13 protein-coding genes and 1 pseudogene are annotated in these 17,987 nt (G+C 32.2%); 1 reads left to right on the forward strand and 13 read right to left on the reverse strand.

Going from position 1 to position 17,987, the window contains the following annotated elements; all coding sequences use genetic code 11:
• Positions 1-1,307 precede the first annotated feature (1,307 nt).
• The 4 genes and pseudogenes from glnA to hflX all read right to left on the reverse strand — a co-directional run bounded on the left by glnA (position 1,308) and on the right by hflX (position 5,609).
• Positions 1,308-2,648, reverse strand: coding sequence for a type I glutamate--ammonia ligase (gene glnA / locus CD111_RS01280; protein ID WP_095088213.1), 1,341 nt, complete (start codon positions 2,646-2,648; stop codon positions 1,308-1,310).
• A gap of 137 nt (positions 2,649-2,785) precedes the next feature.
• Positions 2,786-3,023, reverse strand: a pseudogene (locus CD111_RS01285) (MerR family transcriptional regulator); the annotation flags it as partial.
• Positions 3,024-3,111: 88 nt separating this feature from the next.
• The gene (locus CD111_RS01290) at positions 3,112-4,359 is read right to left on the reverse strand and encodes a methionine gamma-lyase family protein (protein ID WP_095088216.1); all 1,248 of its coding nucleotides are present in this window, start codon (positions 4,357-4,359) and stop codon (positions 3,112-3,114) included.
• An 11-nt stretch (positions 4,360-4,370) separates the two neighbouring features.
• A complete protein-coding gene (gene hflX / locus CD111_RS01295) occupies positions 4,371-5,609 on the reverse strand; it encodes a GTPase HflX (protein ID WP_095088218.1) in 1,239 nt (412 codons plus the stop codon).
• Positions 5,610-5,719: 110 nt separating this feature from the next.
• Between hflX and CD111_RS01300 the strand changes: the two genes are divergently transcribed.
• Positions 5,720-6,193 carry a glutathione peroxidase gene (locus tag CD111_RS01300; RefSeq protein WP_095088219.1) on the forward strand — a complete coding sequence of 158 codons (474 nt, stop codon included), beginning with the start codon at positions 5,720-5,722 and terminating at the stop codon, positions 6,191-6,193.
• Positions 6,194-6,251: 58 nt separating this feature from the next.
• On the opposite strand, the gene hfq is transcribed toward CD111_RS01300, so the two are convergent.
• The 9 genes from hfq to mutS form a co-directional block, all read right to left on the reverse strand.
• Positions 6,252-6,473 carry an RNA chaperone Hfq gene (gene hfq / locus CD111_RS01305; protein WP_095088221.1) on the reverse strand — a complete coding sequence of 74 codons (222 nt, stop codon included), beginning with the start codon at positions 6,471-6,473 and terminating at the stop codon, positions 6,252-6,254.
• Positions 6,474-6,486: 13 nt separating this feature from the next.
• Positions 6,487-7,422: a tRNA (adenosine(37)-N6)-dimethylallyltransferase MiaA gene (miaA, locus tag CD111_RS01310; RefSeq protein WP_371868748.1), complete on the reverse strand. Its 936-nt coding sequence runs from the start codon at positions 7,420-7,422 to the stop codon at positions 6,487-6,489.
• The gene (locus CD111_RS01315; protein WP_169711993.1) at positions 7,418-8,347 is read right to left on the reverse strand and encodes an alpha/beta fold hydrolase; all 930 of its coding nucleotides are present in this window, start codon (positions 8,345-8,347) and stop codon (positions 7,418-7,420) included. The genes miaA and CD111_RS01315 overlap by 5 nt, the downstream gene beginning before the upstream one ends.
• A 198-nt stretch (positions 8,348-8,545) precedes the next feature.
• Positions 8,546-10,222, reverse strand: a complete 1,677-nt coding sequence (locus CD111_RS01320) for a glycerol-3-phosphate dehydrogenase/oxidase (protein WP_095088226.1) — start codon at positions 10,220-10,222, stop codon at positions 8,546-8,548.
• A gap of 115 nt (positions 10,223-10,337) precedes the next feature.
• Positions 10,338-11,831: a glycerol kinase GlpK gene (gene glpK, locus CD111_RS01325; protein WP_095088228.1), complete on the reverse strand. Its 1,494-nt coding sequence runs from the start codon at positions 11,829-11,831 to the stop codon at positions 10,338-10,340.
• Between the two features lie 26 nt (positions 11,832-11,857).
• The gene (locus CD111_RS01330) at positions 11,858-12,676 is read right to left on the reverse strand and encodes an MIP/aquaporin family protein (protein WP_095088229.1); all 819 of its coding nucleotides are present in this window, start codon (positions 12,674-12,676) and stop codon (positions 11,858-11,860) included.
• A 163-nt stretch (positions 12,677-12,839) separates the two neighbouring features.
• Positions 12,840-13,373 (reverse strand): glycerol-3-phosphate responsive antiterminator, encoded by a 534-nt coding sequence (locus CD111_RS01335; protein WP_095088231.1) that lies wholly within the window; start codon positions 13,371-13,373, stop codon positions 12,840-12,842.
• 15 nt (positions 13,374-13,388) lie between these two features.
• Entirely contained in the window at positions 13,389-15,377 is a 1,989-nt protein-coding gene (mutL, locus tag CD111_RS01340) for a DNA mismatch repair endonuclease MutL (RefSeq protein WP_371868742.1), read from the reverse strand.
• Between the two features lie 5 nt (positions 15,378-15,382).
• Complete coding sequence (mutS, locus tag CD111_RS01345) at positions 15,383-17,908, reverse strand: DNA mismatch repair protein MutS (protein WP_095088234.1); 2,526 nt, start codon at positions 17,906-17,908, stop codon at positions 15,383-15,385.
• Positions 17,909-17,987 lie beyond the last annotated feature (79 nt).

The following is a 17,987-nucleotide window of genomic DNA, read 5'->3' on the forward strand; positions in this document are numbered from 1 at the left end:
CTATAGATATACCTATTAACCCTACAATTTTTCCATTTTTTACTACTATACATAACTTATTACTTTCTTCTTTATAGTAAGTATATACTTCATTAATATTACTTATTTTTAACTCATTCTTAAAAAATTCTTTAATTCGAGAATTATTTTCTATGTTATCTATGGAAATAAACTTCATTAATAATACTCCCTTATACATAAAATGATAGTAGGAAATAATTGATTAGTCATACTATCATTACTTAACTGTTAATATATTTGAGGATCTAAATTGTTTATCAAATCATACTTCTTTCATATAACAAAGAGCTATAATTATTCCCACAATTAAATACATTAACGAAAATAATTTGCTATCTCTATAAGTAAAAATGGCAATTAGAAAATAAAATATAAACAATAATATTCCTATCACTTTATTGGTTAAACTTATAACCCCTATAAATGAACAGATAACAAATGAAAATAGTAAAATGGCAATTATTATTGTTATAATTTCATAAATTTTCCAATCCTTTTTCATTTTTCATCCAACTTTCTTAACATTTAAATGAATAAAATTCCCACATTCATAACTAATGAATTGCTTTTTAAATCATCCATACAATAGTTTTACATGTTTGTTTTTCCATTATATACCAAATATACATACATTTGTATGATTAACTTAAAAATCTAATCTAAGTATAAATGAATAATCGTTTTTACAAATTAAAAAACTAACATGTATAATATTGTAAAAAGGAGTGTTGGTTATGGAGAAAAGTAATAGAAAAAATTTATCAACTTATTATAGGTATATGCCTTTAACAGGATTAATCACCAGTATTTTAGTATTTATTATGTTCTATTTTATTTTCCAAATACAAGATAACATACTGGTAATTATGCTCTACTCATCATTGCCTTTCTTTATCTATAGTTTTATTTCAATTATCAATAAGATAGGAAAGTAATATCATTTAGAAATCTAATATTCAATAATAAAATGTTAAGTATCTATATAAAAATAAAGATAATAAATCACTATGTGGTCCAAAAACGGGAAATGCGGTCCAGATAATTGATTATGTGGTCCGAAAACGAGAAATGCGGTCCAGATAAATCGTTATGTGGTCCGAAAACATGAAATGCGGTCCAGATAATTGATTATGTGGTCCGAAAACGAGAAATGCGGTCCAGATAAATCGTTATGTGGTCCGCATTTATTTTATTAATTACGAATTAACCAAACTTTCGTCTATGTTATCTTATTCAAATGTTACATAAAAGAGCCCGGAACAAATTTGTCCCGGGCTCTTTTAGTATTAATATTGTTTCATGTACTGTTCTCTTTCCCATTCAGACACTTGGGTTCTATAGTAATCCCATTCTAGTGATTTTGATTGGATAAATTGACGGTAAATGTGGTTACCTAATGCGCTTTTTACGACGTCATTTTCTTTCATTGCTTTTACTGCTGTATAAAGAGTTGATGGTAAATCTAATACGCCTACCGCTTCTCTTTCTTCTCTATCCATTTCGTAGATATTTTGATCTACTGATTCTGGTGGATTTAATTTGTTCTTAATGCCATCTAAGCCTGCTTCTAAAATTGTAGCCAATGCTAAGTAAGGGTTTGCTGCAGGGTCAACTGAACGTATTTCAACTCTTGTTGATAATCCGCGTGATACTGGAATTCTTACAAGTGGTGAACGGTTTTGACCACTCCATGCTATATAACATGGTGCTTCATATCCTGGCACTAATCGTTTATATGAGTTTACTAATGGGTTACATACTGCTGTAAATCCACGTGCATTTTTCAAGATTCCTGCAATAAAGTGGTATGCATCATCTGTTAATTCCATTTCTCCATTTGGATCATAGAATGCATTTTCTTTACCTTTAAATAATGATACGTTAAAGTGCATACCGCTACCATTAACACCAAATAAAGGTTTTGGCATAAATGTTGCATGTAAATTATGTTTTCTTGCGATTGTTTTAACGACTAATTTGAATGTTTGAATGTTATCACATGCTGTAATTGCATCTGCATATTTAAAGTCAATTTCATGTTGTCCTGGTGCAACTTCATGGTGACTTGCTTCGATATCAAATCCCATGTCTTCTAATTCTAATACGATGTCACGACGACAGTTTTCACCTAAGTCTGTTGGAGCTAAGTCAAAATATCCACCATTATCATTTAATTCTAATGTTGGCTCGCCTTGCTCATCTAACTTGAATAAGAAGAATTCTGGTTCAGGTCCTAAATTGAAATCTGTATATCCTAAGTCTTCCATTTCTTTTAATACACGTTTTAAGTTTGTACGTGGATCTCCAGGGAATGGATTTCCGTCTGGACTGTAAATATCACAAATTAATCGTGCAACTTTACCTTTACCAGCTGTCCAAGGGAAAATAACCCATGTGTCTAAGTCAGGACATAAATACATATCCGATTCTTCAATTCGCACGAATCCTTCAATTGAAGAACCGTCAAACATCATTTCATTGTCTAAAACTTTCTCTAATTGTGCTATTGGTACCTCAACATTCTTGATTGTACCTAAAATATCAGTAAATTGTAATCTTAAATAACGTACGTTTTCTTCATCTGCAAAACGAAAAATATCCTCTTTAGTAAATGATTGTTTCGACATGTGTTTATCCTCCAGTTTTTATTTAAAAAATCTTGATAAATCTCCTCGATTAAGTGGTCCATCAGTTTTAGATGTTCCTCTAATGACCCGCTCTCTCATTTTCAGTTCTTCTTTAGAAAGGTCATTCTTTTCTTGTAACAGAATTTGTTTAATCCCTTTCATATTGAAGCCCTTTTCTATAAGTGCCTTAATCTCTAACAATCTTTCTAGATCATTTAAAGAAAATAATCTTTGATTGCCGTCCGTCCTCTTGGGCATCACAAGTTCGTTCTCTTCGTAATATCTTATTTGTCTTGCTGTGAGTTCAGTTAACTTAATGACAACGCCTATCGGGAACACGGCCATGTTTCTTCTAATGATATCTCTAGACAGCATGACCGCCTCCTTCAATAAAGAACTTAAACTAAATTTAGCATATAAATTTTCAGAAAACAAATAAATGTCAGGAAACCTTACATAGAATTTATAATGCGACTAATTGTTGCTTAATTAATGTTTCTACTGCTCTAATAACTGCAATTTTAACGTGTTCATACGTTAATCCACCTTGAATATAAGCTTCATATGGTTCTCTAATTGGCCCATCTGCCGTTAATTCAATTGATGACCCTTGTACAAACGTACCTGCCGCCATAATGACATCATCTTCATATCCTGGCATATAACTTGGCATTGGACTAAAATGTGCATTAATAGGCGAGGCATGTTGAATAGACTGACAAAATGCAATCATTTGTTCTTTAGTTTTAAACGTAACAGATTGAATTAAGTCGGTACGTTTCGCTGTGTAATGTGGTGTTGTTGTCATATTTAGTTTTTCCAATAATAATGATGTGAATAGTGCACCCTTTAAGCTTTGACTCACAACGTGTGGTGCTAAGAAAAATCCTTGGTACATTTCTGGCAAACTTCCTAAAGAAGCACCTGCTTCTTTACCAATTCCGGGAGCAGTTAATCGATAAGCACAGCGTTCTATCAAATCTTGTCTACCACATATATAACCACCTATTTTTGCTAAACCACCTCCTGGATTTTTGATTAAAGAACCTGCTATTAAATCTGCTCCTATTTCAATTGGTTCTTTGTCTTCAACAAATTCCCCATAGCAGTTATCTACAAATATAATGATATTAGGATAACGTTCTTTTATTTTGGTAATAGCATATTCTATTTGATCTATCGTTAGTGATGGACGTGAACTGTATCCTTTAGACCGTTGTATAGCGATTACTTTTGTTTTATTATTTATTTGATTTATAACGGATTCAATATCTATTTCGTCGTTGTTTAAGGCGACTTCCTTATATTGAATACCTTGTTCAATAAAGCTACCGATTCCATTTCCATTTACACCGATCACTTCTAATAATGTGTCATATGGTGAACCTGTAATATACATTAACTCGTCACCATATTGTAATTGACTGTTTAATGCAATTGTAATTGCATGCGTTCCTGAAATAATTTGTGGTCTTACTAGACTATCTTCTGATTTAAATACTTCACTATATACTTCTTCTAAATGATCTCTACCAATATCGTCATAGCCATATCCAGTTGTTCCAACTAAATCAGATTCTGTAATTTTAACTTTATGAAATGCATTTAATACATTTTCTTGCGCAATATAAGCATTGTGTTCCACCTCATCAAAGTAAGGTCTTAATGTAGTTTCTACCTCTTTAATTAATAATGCTAGTTTCGGTTCCATATTTATACCTCTTATGTTTGTTTATAACCTTTAATATGATACGTTTCATCTGATTCATCAAATTCAGAGGATTCAACTATTGTATGTACTTTTTGCCAATAAAGTTGATCTGCATTTGATGAAGGAATATCCATCTCATAATAAGTCATTGTTTCTTTTATCATATTTACTAAATGTTCTTTAAATACTTGTTTATCTGCTTTATTTTTTGTGGAAACAAAAATAGAATGTTCAGAAACTGCTAAATCTAAATCGGGAGCTTTATCCTTCTTGTTAAAGACAACAAGCATTGGAATATGTCCCATATCTAATTGATTGACTAACGCCATAACCGTTTCATATTGTTCCATATATCTTGGATGACTTGCATCTACTACATGTACAAGTAATTGTGCATATTTAGCTTCTTCAAGTGTAGATTTAAATGCAGCTATCAATGTTGTTGGTAACTTTTGAATAAATCCTACTGTATCCGACAGAATAACATTAAATCCATTATTGATTGTCAATGCTCTAGATTTTGGATCAAGTGTAGCAAACAATAAATCTTGCTCGAAAGTAGCATCATTTGTTAATTGATTAAACCAAGATGATTTACCTGCATTTGTATAACCGATAAGTGCTACTTGGTAGGCTTGATTATGTTGACGCCTTTCTCTATATCTAGACCGGTGAGAAACGATTGTTTCGAGTTGGTGTTTGATTTCATTCATTCTTGTACGAATATGTCTTCTGTCGGTTTCTAATTTTGTTTCACCTGGACCTTTCGTACCAATACCACCACCAAGTCGCGACAAGCTTTTACCGTGCCCAGAAAGTCTTGGTAATAAATAATCTAATTGAGCTAATTCAACTTGTAATTGTCCTTCACGACTCGATGCTCTTTGCGCAAAAATTTCTAGTATCAACTGTGTTCTATCAATAATCTTAGTATTGAATAACTCATCTAAATGTTTAGATTGTCCAGTTGTAAGTTCATCATTTGCAATAATAGCATCTACTTTCAAATCATTTAATTCAATATATTCAATAACTTCTTCAATCTTACCTTTACCAAAATAATATTGTTGGTCAGGTCTTTCTCTTTTTTGTGTAAAAATTTCTAGCACTTCTAAATTACTTGTCTTAGCTAATGATTTCAATTCTTCAATAGTCGATTGAAAAGTTGTTTCATCAACTTTCTTATCATGATAAGCAATTAAAATTACGCTTTCCGTTTCATTTTTAGTTGTTTTCAGTTCTTTTTTCATATTCTTCACGCTCACTTTAACTACATTTTAACATATAATCCAAAAAGCATATTAATATGACTTTGGATATTTTTTTATTATAATAGAAAGTAGATAAGGAGTGATGATACATGTCAATTTATGACTTTGAAGTTGCTAGAACAAATGGAGATAAATATTCATTATCAGAATATAAAGGTAAAGCTATATTAATTGTTAATACTGCAAGTGAATGTGGTTTCACTCCACAATTTGAAGGATTAGAAAAGCTATACCAAGAATATAAAGATAAAGGATTCGTTGTACTTGGATTTCCATGTAATCAATTTGGTAATCAAGAACCTGGTGATTCTAATGAAGCATATCAAAATTGCAAATTAAATTACGGTGTTACATTCCCAATGCATGAAAAAATAAAAGTAAACGGTCCAGAACAACATCCATTATATGACTATTTAACAACAGCTAAAAAAGGTATCTTAAATGGGAAAATTAAATGGAACTTTACGAAGTTTTTAATCAACAAAGATGGTGACGTTGTAAATCGATATTCACCTCAAAAAAGTCCAGATCAATTAAGAAATGACATTGAAGAACTATTATAAAAATCACAAAACTGCCTAGGACATCAATGATGATTCCTAGGCAGTTTTGTGTAACATATTATTCTTTGCCTGTTGCTTCTTCTGCTTCAACAAAAGTAGAAATAGCATGTTTGTAAATTAGATTTTCTTTCCCTTGAATATCTAATACTACAACTTTATCGTCGAAATTAACGATTTTCCCTTTCATTTGGAAACCATTCAACAAGAATACTGTTAACTCAGTTTCTTCAGATTTGAATTTCTCCAATTGAACTTCTTGAATATTTTCTTTCTCTGCCATATGACTTTCCCCTTCACTTGGATAATTGGATTACGTTGTCTGCGATTTCTTGTAGAGTCTGTTTATCCCGTTGAAACCAAGTTACATCCATCTTATTCTTGAACCATGTCATTTGACGTTTGGCATATCGTCTTGAATTTTGCTTGATTTGTTCTTTAGCAATCTCTATCTCTATATCACCTTTAACAACAGGTATCAATTCCTTATATCCAATTGCTTGCATACTTTGTGAATTTTCATACCCCTTATCAACAAGGTTAGAAACTTCCTGCAATAATCCTCGCTCCAACATCATGTCGACACGCATATTAATTCTTTCATATAATATTTCGCGCGACATTTCTATCCCAATTAATAATGTATCATATTTTCCAGAAAATGTCTGACTTTTCTTTCTTTCGCTTAAAGATTTTTTTGTTTTTAAGTAATACTCAATTGCTCTTTCAACTCTTACACGATTGTTTGGATGCACTGATGACGCGGTTTTCGGGTCTATTTTATATAAATAGTTGTGCAATTCAATATTATTTAATTTAGATAATTCTTCTATTTTATTATTCACTATTTCTAAATTTTTGACATCTTGATTTTCATTTTCTAACTGATAATCATATAAAACGGATTGAACATATAAGCCAGTTCCACCAACTAAAATCGGTATTTTCCCTCGGCTATGTATATCGCAAACCACTTTAGTAAAATCTTCTTTAAATTTATAAACTGAATAAGTTTCCTCTGGATGATATAAATCAATTAAATGGTGCTTAATACCTTCTTGTTCTTCTGTCGTGACTTTTGCAGTTCCAATATTTAATCCTTTATATATTTGGAATGCATCTCCATTGACGATTTCTCCATTGAGTGCTTTTGCTAATTTAATACTTAACTCTGTTTTCCCTACAGCTGTAGGGCCAACAATAGCAATTAAAGGTTTTCCAGACATATTAATGTTCCTCTTTTTCTAATTGTTTAAGCTGAGCAGTTAACCAATTGTATATATGTTCATATACTGCAAATTGATTCGTCTCGAATAGTACTTCATGTCGTTTATTCTTATACAATTGTACAGTTACATGTTTAATACCTGCACGTTTATATGCAGTTGCTAATCGTCTAATACCATTTCCAAATCCACCAAACTGATCTTCTTTTCCCGAAACAAGTAGAATTGGCATTTGTGGATTTTGTTTTTTGATATAACTTGGTTTAATAGCTTGATTTGAAGCTTTAACGATTTCTAAATAAACTTTATGCGAGACTAGAAAACCAGTGTATGGATCTCTTTCATATACTTTTCTATTTTCATCACTTTCACTTATCCATTGATTATCTTTATTAAAAGATTTATGTGCTCTATTTGGTGTTTTAAATGCCATATTATTAATTAATTTTGATTTCGTACGATTACCTAAAAATAAATTAGCAACTTTTAAGCCTAAATAGTTTAATTTCCCTTGTAAATTTGGATAAACAACTGTACCTGATAATATTAAGATATCTACATCATCAGGATAATCTCTAACATATTGTCTTGCGACTAAAGAGCCCATAGAATGACCAATTAAGATATATGGTAATGTTGGATTCAATTCTGCAATAAAAGTATCTCTAATTTCTTTATTGTCTTCAACCAACTCATCAAGTGAATTAAAATGACCTCGTGTCGATTCCTCAATTTCTTTACCATGCCCTCGATGATTATGTCTAATAACATGAAAGCCTCGTTTGCATAGGTACTCAGAAATAACATCATATCTATCTTTATGTTCTGCTACACCATGTAAGATATGTACAATCCCAACTGGCTGTTCATCTGTTTTATCAATTGTTACTTCTAATGTTTGTTCCGAAGCTAAAGTGATCTTATGATTCATTCTTCTCAAAGACAAACGCCTCCCTTTCAATCCATTATATCAAATTCATTCATAAATAAAAAAGTAACACTATTCATTTAGATATCTTATAATATTTCAAAATTTTATAAGTAAGAATAAGATAAAAAAAGCCATTTTGCAAATGACTTTCATAGGAAAGCTCATGCAAAATGGCTGTATAATTTTAAAAATCAAATATTATTTCAATACTGCTGGTTGATCATTTGGATTTACTGCTTCAGTAATAGCTTTTTCAAGGTCTTGTGCATATACTAATTTAGTATCAGCATCATAGTTAAGCATTTTAGCCATAACTTCGATGATTGCATCTTTATATTCTAATACATATTTAATATCGAAGTATAATCTTCCTGAACGGCGTACTAAGAAGTCAGTTGGTTTATGAACCATTTCTTTTTGAATACTGTAAACAACTTCTGCATAAACAGCAAGTGGTAAGTTTAAATCAGCAACTTGTGCAGCATGTGCTATTTCAAATACTTCATCAACGTTAGAACCATATTTTCTAGCTAAATAACGTGCATCTTCTTCTGATAAGTTATAGTTTTTAGCTTCTTTTACTTTTGATTCAACAAATGATTCATAGTTTTTGCTGCCACCGATGTTACCACCAGAAATATAAGTATCTTTCGTTTTACATGGTCCAAATGATAATTTATATTCTTCTTTAAGACGTTTGCTTAATAAATCTACAATATCTTGAGCCATATGACGATAACCTGTTAACTTACCTCCAGCAATTGTAAGTAAGCCAGAATCACCTTCCCAAATTTCATCTTTACGAGAAATTTCAGATGGGTCTTTACCTTTTTCGAATATTAGTGGTCTAACACCAGCCCATGTAGATTCGATATCTTTATCTTCTACATTAACTGTTGGGAACATATAGTGAATTGCATCAATTAAATATTGACGGTCTTCTTCCGTTACTTTTGGTGATGATTTATCATTATCATAAATCGTATCTGTTGTTCCTACATATGCTTTACCATCTCTAGGAATTGCAAAAATCATTCTTCCATCATTTTCAGTGTCAAAGTATACTGCTTGTTGTAATGGGAATATACTTTGATCAATTACAATATGAACACCTTTAGTTAATCTCAATTGTTTATTGTTAGTAGAGTAATCTTTACCTCTTACTTCATCTACCCAAGGTCCGGCAGCATTAATAACACGTTTACCTTTAATTTCAAATTTCTCATTGTGAAGTAAATCAGTTACATCAATACCTGACACTTTATTTTTCTTATTATATAAGAATTCATTCGCTTTAGCGTAATTGATAATATCTGCACCAAATTCACGCGCACGTTTCATAACTTCGATTGTTAAACGTGCATCATCAGTACGGTATTCTACGTAATATCCGCCACCTTTAAGACCATCTTGTTTAACTAGAGGTTCTTTCTTAATCGTTTCATCTCTATTTAACATTGAACGGCGTTCAGATTTTTTAACGCCTGCTAAGAAGTCATAAACTTTTAAGCCAATTGATGTAGTAAATGGTCCCATACTTCCACCTTTATGCATCGGTAATAACATCCATTCTGGCGTTGTTACATGTGGACCGTTTTCATATACAATTGCTCTTTCTTTACCTGTTTCCGCTACTACACCGACTTGCAGTTGTTTTAAATAACGTAAACCACCATGTACTAATTTAGTACTTCTTGAGCTAGTACCTTGGGCAAAGTCTTGCATTTCAACTAATGCGACTTTCATACCACGTTGTGAAGCATCTAATGCTATACCAGCACCAGTAATACCTCCACCAATAACGACTACATCATATTCTTTAGTTTTAAGTTGATCTTTAACTTGATTTCTATTTAACGCTGATAAATGTTGCATAACCATTTCCTCCTATTAATGTAAAAAAATAAGAGACTCATCCCTACAATAAATTGTATGAACAAAGCCTCTCACATCTCTACGAAATATTAACTTACATTAATGATAACACAACTTAGTCTAATTTAAAAGCTTGAGTGGCTTTTACTGCAGTTTTCCAACCTTTATATAGTTTTTCTCTTTCCTCTTCTTCTAATTCAGGTTTGAATTCTGTTTCTAATTTCCATCTTTGTTGTATTTCATCTTTAGATTTCCAGAACCCTACTGCTAGACCTGCTAAATATGCAGCTCCTAGAGCAGTCGTTTCATTTACTTCTGGTCTTTCTACTGGTGTATTTACAATATCAGCTTGGAATTGCATTAAGAAATTATTCTTAACTGCACCACCATCTACTCTTAATGTTTCAACTTCAATACCTGAATCTTTCTCCATCGCTTCAAGTACATCACGAGTTTGATAACATAATGATTCTAATGTTGCTCTAATAAAGTGTTCTTTCTCAGTACCACGTGTTAATCCAAAAATCGCACCTCTTGCTTCTGAATCCCAATAAGGTGTTCCTAAACCAACAAATGCTGGTACCACATACACGCCTTCTGTTGTTTTAACACGATTAGCATAATCTTCTGAGTCTGGAGCAGTTTTAATCATTCTTAAACCATCTCTTAACCATTGTATAGCTGATCCTGATACAAATATACTACCTTCTAATGCATAGTTTACTTTTCCATCAATACCATAAGCTAATGTAGTTAATAATCCACTTTCAGATTTTACTGCTTTTTCACCAGTGTTCATTAGCATAAATCCACCAGTGCCGTACGTATTCTTAACATCGCCTTTTTCAAAACATGCTTGACCAAATAGAGCGGCTTGTTGATCTCCTGCAACACCAGCGATTGCGATTTCTTCACCGAAGAAATGATGTTTTTGTGTATAACCGTATACTTCACTTGAAGGTTTAACTTCAGGTAACATTGAAGATGGAACTTCTAAATATTCTAGTAATTCATCATCCCATTTTAAGTCGTGAATATTATACATTAACGTACGACTTGCATTAGAATAATCTGTTACATGTACATCTCCTGTAAACTTCCAAATTAACCATGTATCAATAGTACCAAATAATAAATCGCCTTTTTCAGCTTTTTCTCTAGCACCATCAACATTATCTAATATCCATTTTACTTTTGTTCCTGAGAAATATGGATCAAGTAATAAACCAGTTTTCTCTCTAAATATTGGTTCTAAATCCTTAGATTTTAAGTCTGCACAAATATCTTGTGTTTGTCTTGATTGCCAAACAATTGCGTGATAAATAGGGCGTCCAGTGTTCTTATCCCAAACAACTGCAGTCTCTCTTTGATTTGTAATACCAATACCTTCAATTTGGCTTGGACTAACGTTATTTTCATTTAATACACTCGCGATAACAGCTAAAACTGATGTCCATATTTCATTTGCATCATGTTCTACCCATCCACCTTGAGGAAAATATTGTTTAAATTCTCGTTGACTTACGTGTTTGATATTCCCATTTTTATCAAACAAAATCGCTCTCGAACTTGTCGTACCTTGATCAATTGATAATATATACTTTTCCATATTAAACCCTCCTATAACATTGTGGATTAAAGAATTTCTGCAACTTCATCTTTAAGTATAGCTTTATTCAATGCGATACCTAATAAAACAACGACAATAGTAAAGATGATTGCAAAAATGATAAATCCATTGAAAATACCTTTAAATAAAATATTGTATAATGCTGCACCGAACATACCACCCGCAATAGGTCCTAATAATGGAACAATTGCATATTTCCAATTAGAGCTCCCTTTACCTGGTATCGGTAATAACATATGCATAATACGAGGACCGATATCACGTGCTGGGTTAATGGCATAACCTGTTGCACCACCTAAACTTAAACCAATTGCTACGATTAATAAACCAACAATAAGTGGATTTAATCCATCAGTAAATTTATTAGTCCCTATAAATAATAATCCCATAACAAGTATCATAGTTCCAATAATCTCACTCAAAAAGTTTGCCACATAGTTTGGATATGATGGACCAGTAGCAAATGTACCTAATTTTGCACCTTGATCTTCAGTTTTTTTCCAGTGTGGTAAATATGATGCCCATACAAGTGTTGCACCAATCATGGCACCTATAAATTGAGCAATAATAAACGGCACTACTTTTGACCATGGAAATGAACCATCAATTGCAAATCCAAGTGTAACTGCTGGATTTAAATGTGCACCTGATACATTACCTGCTGCATAAACACCTAACATAACAGCTAAACCCCACCCCATTGATATAACAATCCAATCAGCACCTTTCCCTAAAGTGCCTTTAAGATTGACGTTAGCACACACACCACCACCAAATAAAATCAAAATGGCGGTACCGACTATTTCTGCTAAAAATTCACTCATATTAAATAACCTCCTCATTATTATCTGCTAATACATAAAAATCCCCCTACAGAGGCCTAAACAAATTAATGCATAGGCCATGTTGTAGAGGGTCTCATTTACTCATCTCATATATTAACTTATTTAAAAGTATAATACTATATGAAAACGTTGTCAAATGGATTTACCAAATATTTAAATCACTTGTCGTAATGTATTTGGCGCCACTTTCTATCGCAAGTTCAATCTCTTCTTGCGTGTTTATAAGTCCACCAGCAATAATATCTTTACCCGTTTTTTCTCTTATTTCTTTAATTACTTTTGTAGCAACACCTGGTAGAACCTCAACTAAATCAGGATCTGCCTGTTTAATTAATTCTATACTTCTACTAAGTGCTGTACTATCTAATATAAATACTCTTAAGATTGTTAACGTATTTAGCTTTTTAGCACGTTTAATAATTTTTGATTTTGTTGAAAGGATGCCATTTGGTTTATATTGTTGTATAACATATTCAACCGCTGCTTCATCATTTGATAAGCCTTTTATTAAATCTATATGCAACATTACTTCCTTATTATGAGCTTTCATTTGTTCGAGTATGGCTTGTAAATGACCGATATGTGTATCAAGCAAGACACATTGCTTATAATCTAATTTAAAAAATTTTTCCATATCTTTCATCGATCGAATTGCTGGCAAAATATGCTGATTCATGGCAATTTATACCTCCTACATTACTCTTTTAAATAATTTTTCTAATTCGTAAGTCGTTAATTCAATAATAATTGGACGCCCATGCGGACAAGTAAATGGATCAGTTGTTTCTCTAAGCTCATCAATTAAATGGCTCATTTCATGCTGTCTTAAATAGTGGTTCGCTTTTATAGATTTCTTACAACTCATCATAATGGCAGCATCTTCTCTTAATTTTCTAATATCTACCTTTTCATGCTTTAAGACGTAATCAATCATATCTTTAATAATGTCTTCAGCTTCTACTACAGGTAACCAGACCGGGTATTCACTCACCATATAATCATGGTGTCCTATCGGTTCTAGAAAAATCCCCGCTTCTTCTAGAGGTTGTAAATATTTATTAATAATCATATGTTCATCTTTAGAGAAATTAAATGTTAATGGTAATAACAAGCTTTGTGTTTCGTTTGTAACTTCACCAATTTTCTCTTTAAAAAACTCATATTTAATTCTCTCTTGAGCTGCATGTTGATCAATCATAAACATGCCTGTATCATTTTGAGCAATGATATATGTGCCATGAACTTGACCAACGACTTCCATGTAAGGTACACGAGGCTTTTCAATATTTGGTTGAACATATTCGTTATGGTTTGATGATTGCACAAACTGTTCTTCTTGATCAGTACTTTGTTGAACTGGTTCTGAAGATGATATTTGCTGAATATCATCTTTCTGTTCTCCTACACTGTCATGTGTGTATTGTGTTTCTTCATGAATGAATGATTGATACTCTTTCGGTTTGAAATGCCATTGCTGTGTAGAAGGGCTAGGTTGTTCTTTCTGAATAGAATGTCGATTATCTTGGTTTTCATCATGATTATCTGGATTTGAAGATTGTTCTTTATCGTAGTTTGCTCGTGATGAATTTGTGTTTCTTCTCTCTTCAAAATCCAACCGTTGCTGTTCGAAAATTTCTTTTTGTGACTTTTTAGGTTCTTTATCTATACTTGTATTTGGTATTAACGACATGCCACGAAAAGCTTCTTTAATCTTTCGGCTAATGAGATCATATAACAGCTGTTCTTTAGAAAGTCTGACTTCCAATTTTGTTGGATGCACGTTAACGTCAACTAGAATAGGATCCATTTCAATGTTTATATAAACGATAGGATATCGACCAATCGGCAACAAAGTATGATAACCTTCAATAATTGCTTTATTCAATGCATAATTTTTAATATATCTACCATTGATAAATATTGAAATATAATGGCGATTACTCCTCGTATGTTCAGGCTTACAAATAAACCCATTCATCACGTAGTCATCTGTCTCTCCATTAATTTCTACTAGATCCTTCGCGATTTTCATGCCATATATTTCTGCCATAACTTCATTTGTTCTACCTGATCCATTTGTTGCTAATATTGTTTTATCATCAGATACTAAACTGAACGATATATGCGGGTGACTCATTGCCATTCTATTTACGATATCTGTTATTTTGCCTAGTTCTGTATACAAGCTTTTTACATATTTCAAACGTGCAGGTGTATTATAAAATAATTCTTTAACAAGAATATCAGTTCCTTGTTTAGCTTTTGCTGGTTGTTGTTTTATAATTTCTCCGTTTTCGACTTGAACCTCATGTCCAAGCATGTCATCTGTACAAGTTTTCATTGTTACTTTACTTACAGAAGATATACTTGCTAACGCTTCACCTCGAAAACCTAGCGTTCGGATATGAAACAAATCATAATCATTATCAATCTTACTTGTTGCATGTCTTCCGAACGCTTTTGCTATATCATCTTCTTCGATACCAGTACCATTATCTACAACTCTAATAGATTGAATACCTGATTCTCGAATCGTTATATCAATTTGTGTCGCTTGCGCATCTATTGCATTTTCCAATAATTCTTTAACAACTGATGCAGGTCTTTCGACTACTTCACCGGCAGCTATTTTATTGGCTAAAGAAAGTTCTAGTTCTTTAATTTTCCCCAATGCATTCACACTTTCTATTTAATTTGATTTTGAATCTCTTGCAGTTTTGTTAATGCTTCTATTGGTGTCATATTCATAATATCCATAGATTTTATTTTATTTTCAATTTCTGAAGGTTTAGTTTCTTCAAATAATTGGAATGATGGTTGTTCATAAGCATCACGCTGTTTTTCAGGTCTTGAGTTACGTTCCAACTCTTGTAATATCGTATTAGCTCTTTCGATAATTTCATCAGGTAAGTCTGTTAATTTTGCTACATGTATACCATAACTTTGGTCAACTGCGCCTTCTTTAACTTTATGTAAGAATATCAGTTCACCTTGATATTCTTTAGCAGCTACATGTATGTTTTTTAATCCTGTTAAAGTTTCATCTAAATGCGTTAGCTCATGATAATGTGTAGAAAACAACGTTTTTGCTTTTGTGTGATGATGTACATATTCTATCATTGACTGTGCCAAGGCTAATCCATCAAAAGTTGAAGTACCACGACCAATTTCATCAAATATAATAAGGCTATCTTCCGTAGCACCAACCATTGCTTTCTCTGCTTCTAACATTTCTACCATAAATGTACTTTTCCCTGAAACTAAATCATCAGCAGCACCAATCCTTGTAAAGATTTGATCAAATATTGGCAATTGAGCGTAATCGGCAGGAACATACGCACCCATTTGAGCCATTATACTAATAATTGCAATTTGTCTCATGTATGTACTCTTACCTGACATATTTGGTCCAGTAATTAAGTAGATAAACTCTTCTTGGTTTAAGTAACAATCATTCGGAACATAATCATTATGATCCATAACGCGTTCTACCACTGGATGTCTTGATGCCTTTAAAGACAACGTCTTATCTTCACTAAAGACAGGTCTCGTATAATGATATTTTTGGGCAATTTCAGCAAAACTTTGTAAACAGTCTATTTCAGCAAGAAGCTTTGCTTGATATTGAAGTTGTTCAGTAAATGTTTTAACCTTTTGTCTTAATTCAAGAAATAATTGGTATTCTAACTCAATTGCCTTATCTTCTGCACCTAATATGATAGCTTCTTTTTCTTTGAGTTCTTCAGTTATATAACGTTCTGCATTAGATAACGTCTGTTTTCGTTGATACCCCAATGCATCCGTATCTATATGTTGTAAATTCGCTTTCGTAATTTCGATATAATAACCAAACACTTTGTTAAAACTAACTTTTAACGACTTCACGCCAGTTCTTTGACGCTCTTTAAGTTGAAGTTCAGCTAGCCACTGCTTGCCGTTTGTTGAAGCATCTTTATATTCATCTAACTTTTCATGATATCCTTGTTTAAAAATCCCACCCTCTTTAATAGATAGAGGTGGATCTTCTACCAAACTATCTTCAAGTAATGCTTCTAATTCTAAAAGTGGCTCAAGTGCTTTAAATCGTTCTACCGAATTAGAATCTAGACGTTCGATTATTTCTTTAATAAATGGAATTTGTTTTATAGAATAATTCAATTGCACGAGGTCTTTCGCGTTAACATTTCCATAACTAACTCGACCTACTAATCGTTCGATATCATAAACCATGTTCAAATAACTACGCAATTCATCTCTTTCAATAAATCCATTTACTAATTGTTCAACAGCATCTAGACGTTCTTTAATATCATGAGGATTAATGAGTGGACGATCAATCCATTGTTTTAATCTTCTTGCTCCCATTGGTGTTTTCGTATCATCCATCAACCATAATAGTGTACCCTTTTTAGACTTTAACCTTATACTTTCAGTTAACTCAAGATTCCTCTTTGCATAAAAGTCCATCTTCATATAATCTAATGCACGATATACGACAACATCTTCTATATGAGGCATGTCTCGTTTTCCATTATCATGTATATAATTTAATAAATATGTTAATGCCATTGTTTGTGCATTGGATGTTCCTTTAATCACTTCGTAATCCCTAGATTCATAACTGTCAATGACCGTAATCGTTTCAGTTATGAGCTGAATTTGTTTATATAGATTATCATGTAACGTTTTATTAACAATAATTTCATTAGGGTGAATCGTTGTAATTTCATTCATTAACGTAGATTCATCTTCAAATGAAGTAACTTTTAATTCACCTGTCGTTACATCACAATAACTTAAATGATATTCACCATTTTCTTTAATGAAACTTAAAATATAGTTATTGGATTTTTCATCCATACCTTTTTGGTCCATAACGGTACCAGGTGTAATAACTTGAACAACTTCTCGACGAACCATACCTTTAGTTTGTGTTGGGTCTTCCATTTGCTCACATATCGCAACTTTATACCCTTTGGAGATTAGTTTTTCAATATATCCTGCTGCTGAATGATATGGTACGCCACACATTGGAATGGGATCTTTCTTAGCATCACGTCTAGTCAACGTAATTTCTAACACTCTTGACGCTTCAATTGCATCATCATAAAACATTTCATAAAAATCACCTAATCTAAAGAATAATAATGTATCTTGATATTGTGATTTAATTTTTAAATATTGTGCCATCATAGGCGTTGGTTTAGACATGTTTTTCACGTTCCTTCTTTATTATTTTCGATTTATCTATTTTATCAAAAATATTCAAAATAAACGAGTAACGTATAAT

Origin of the sequence: Mammaliicoccus stepanovicii, from assembly GCF_002902525.1 — a bacterium.
GTDB lineage: Bacteria > Bacillota > Bacilli > Staphylococcales > Staphylococcaceae > Mammaliicoccus > Mammaliicoccus stepanovicii.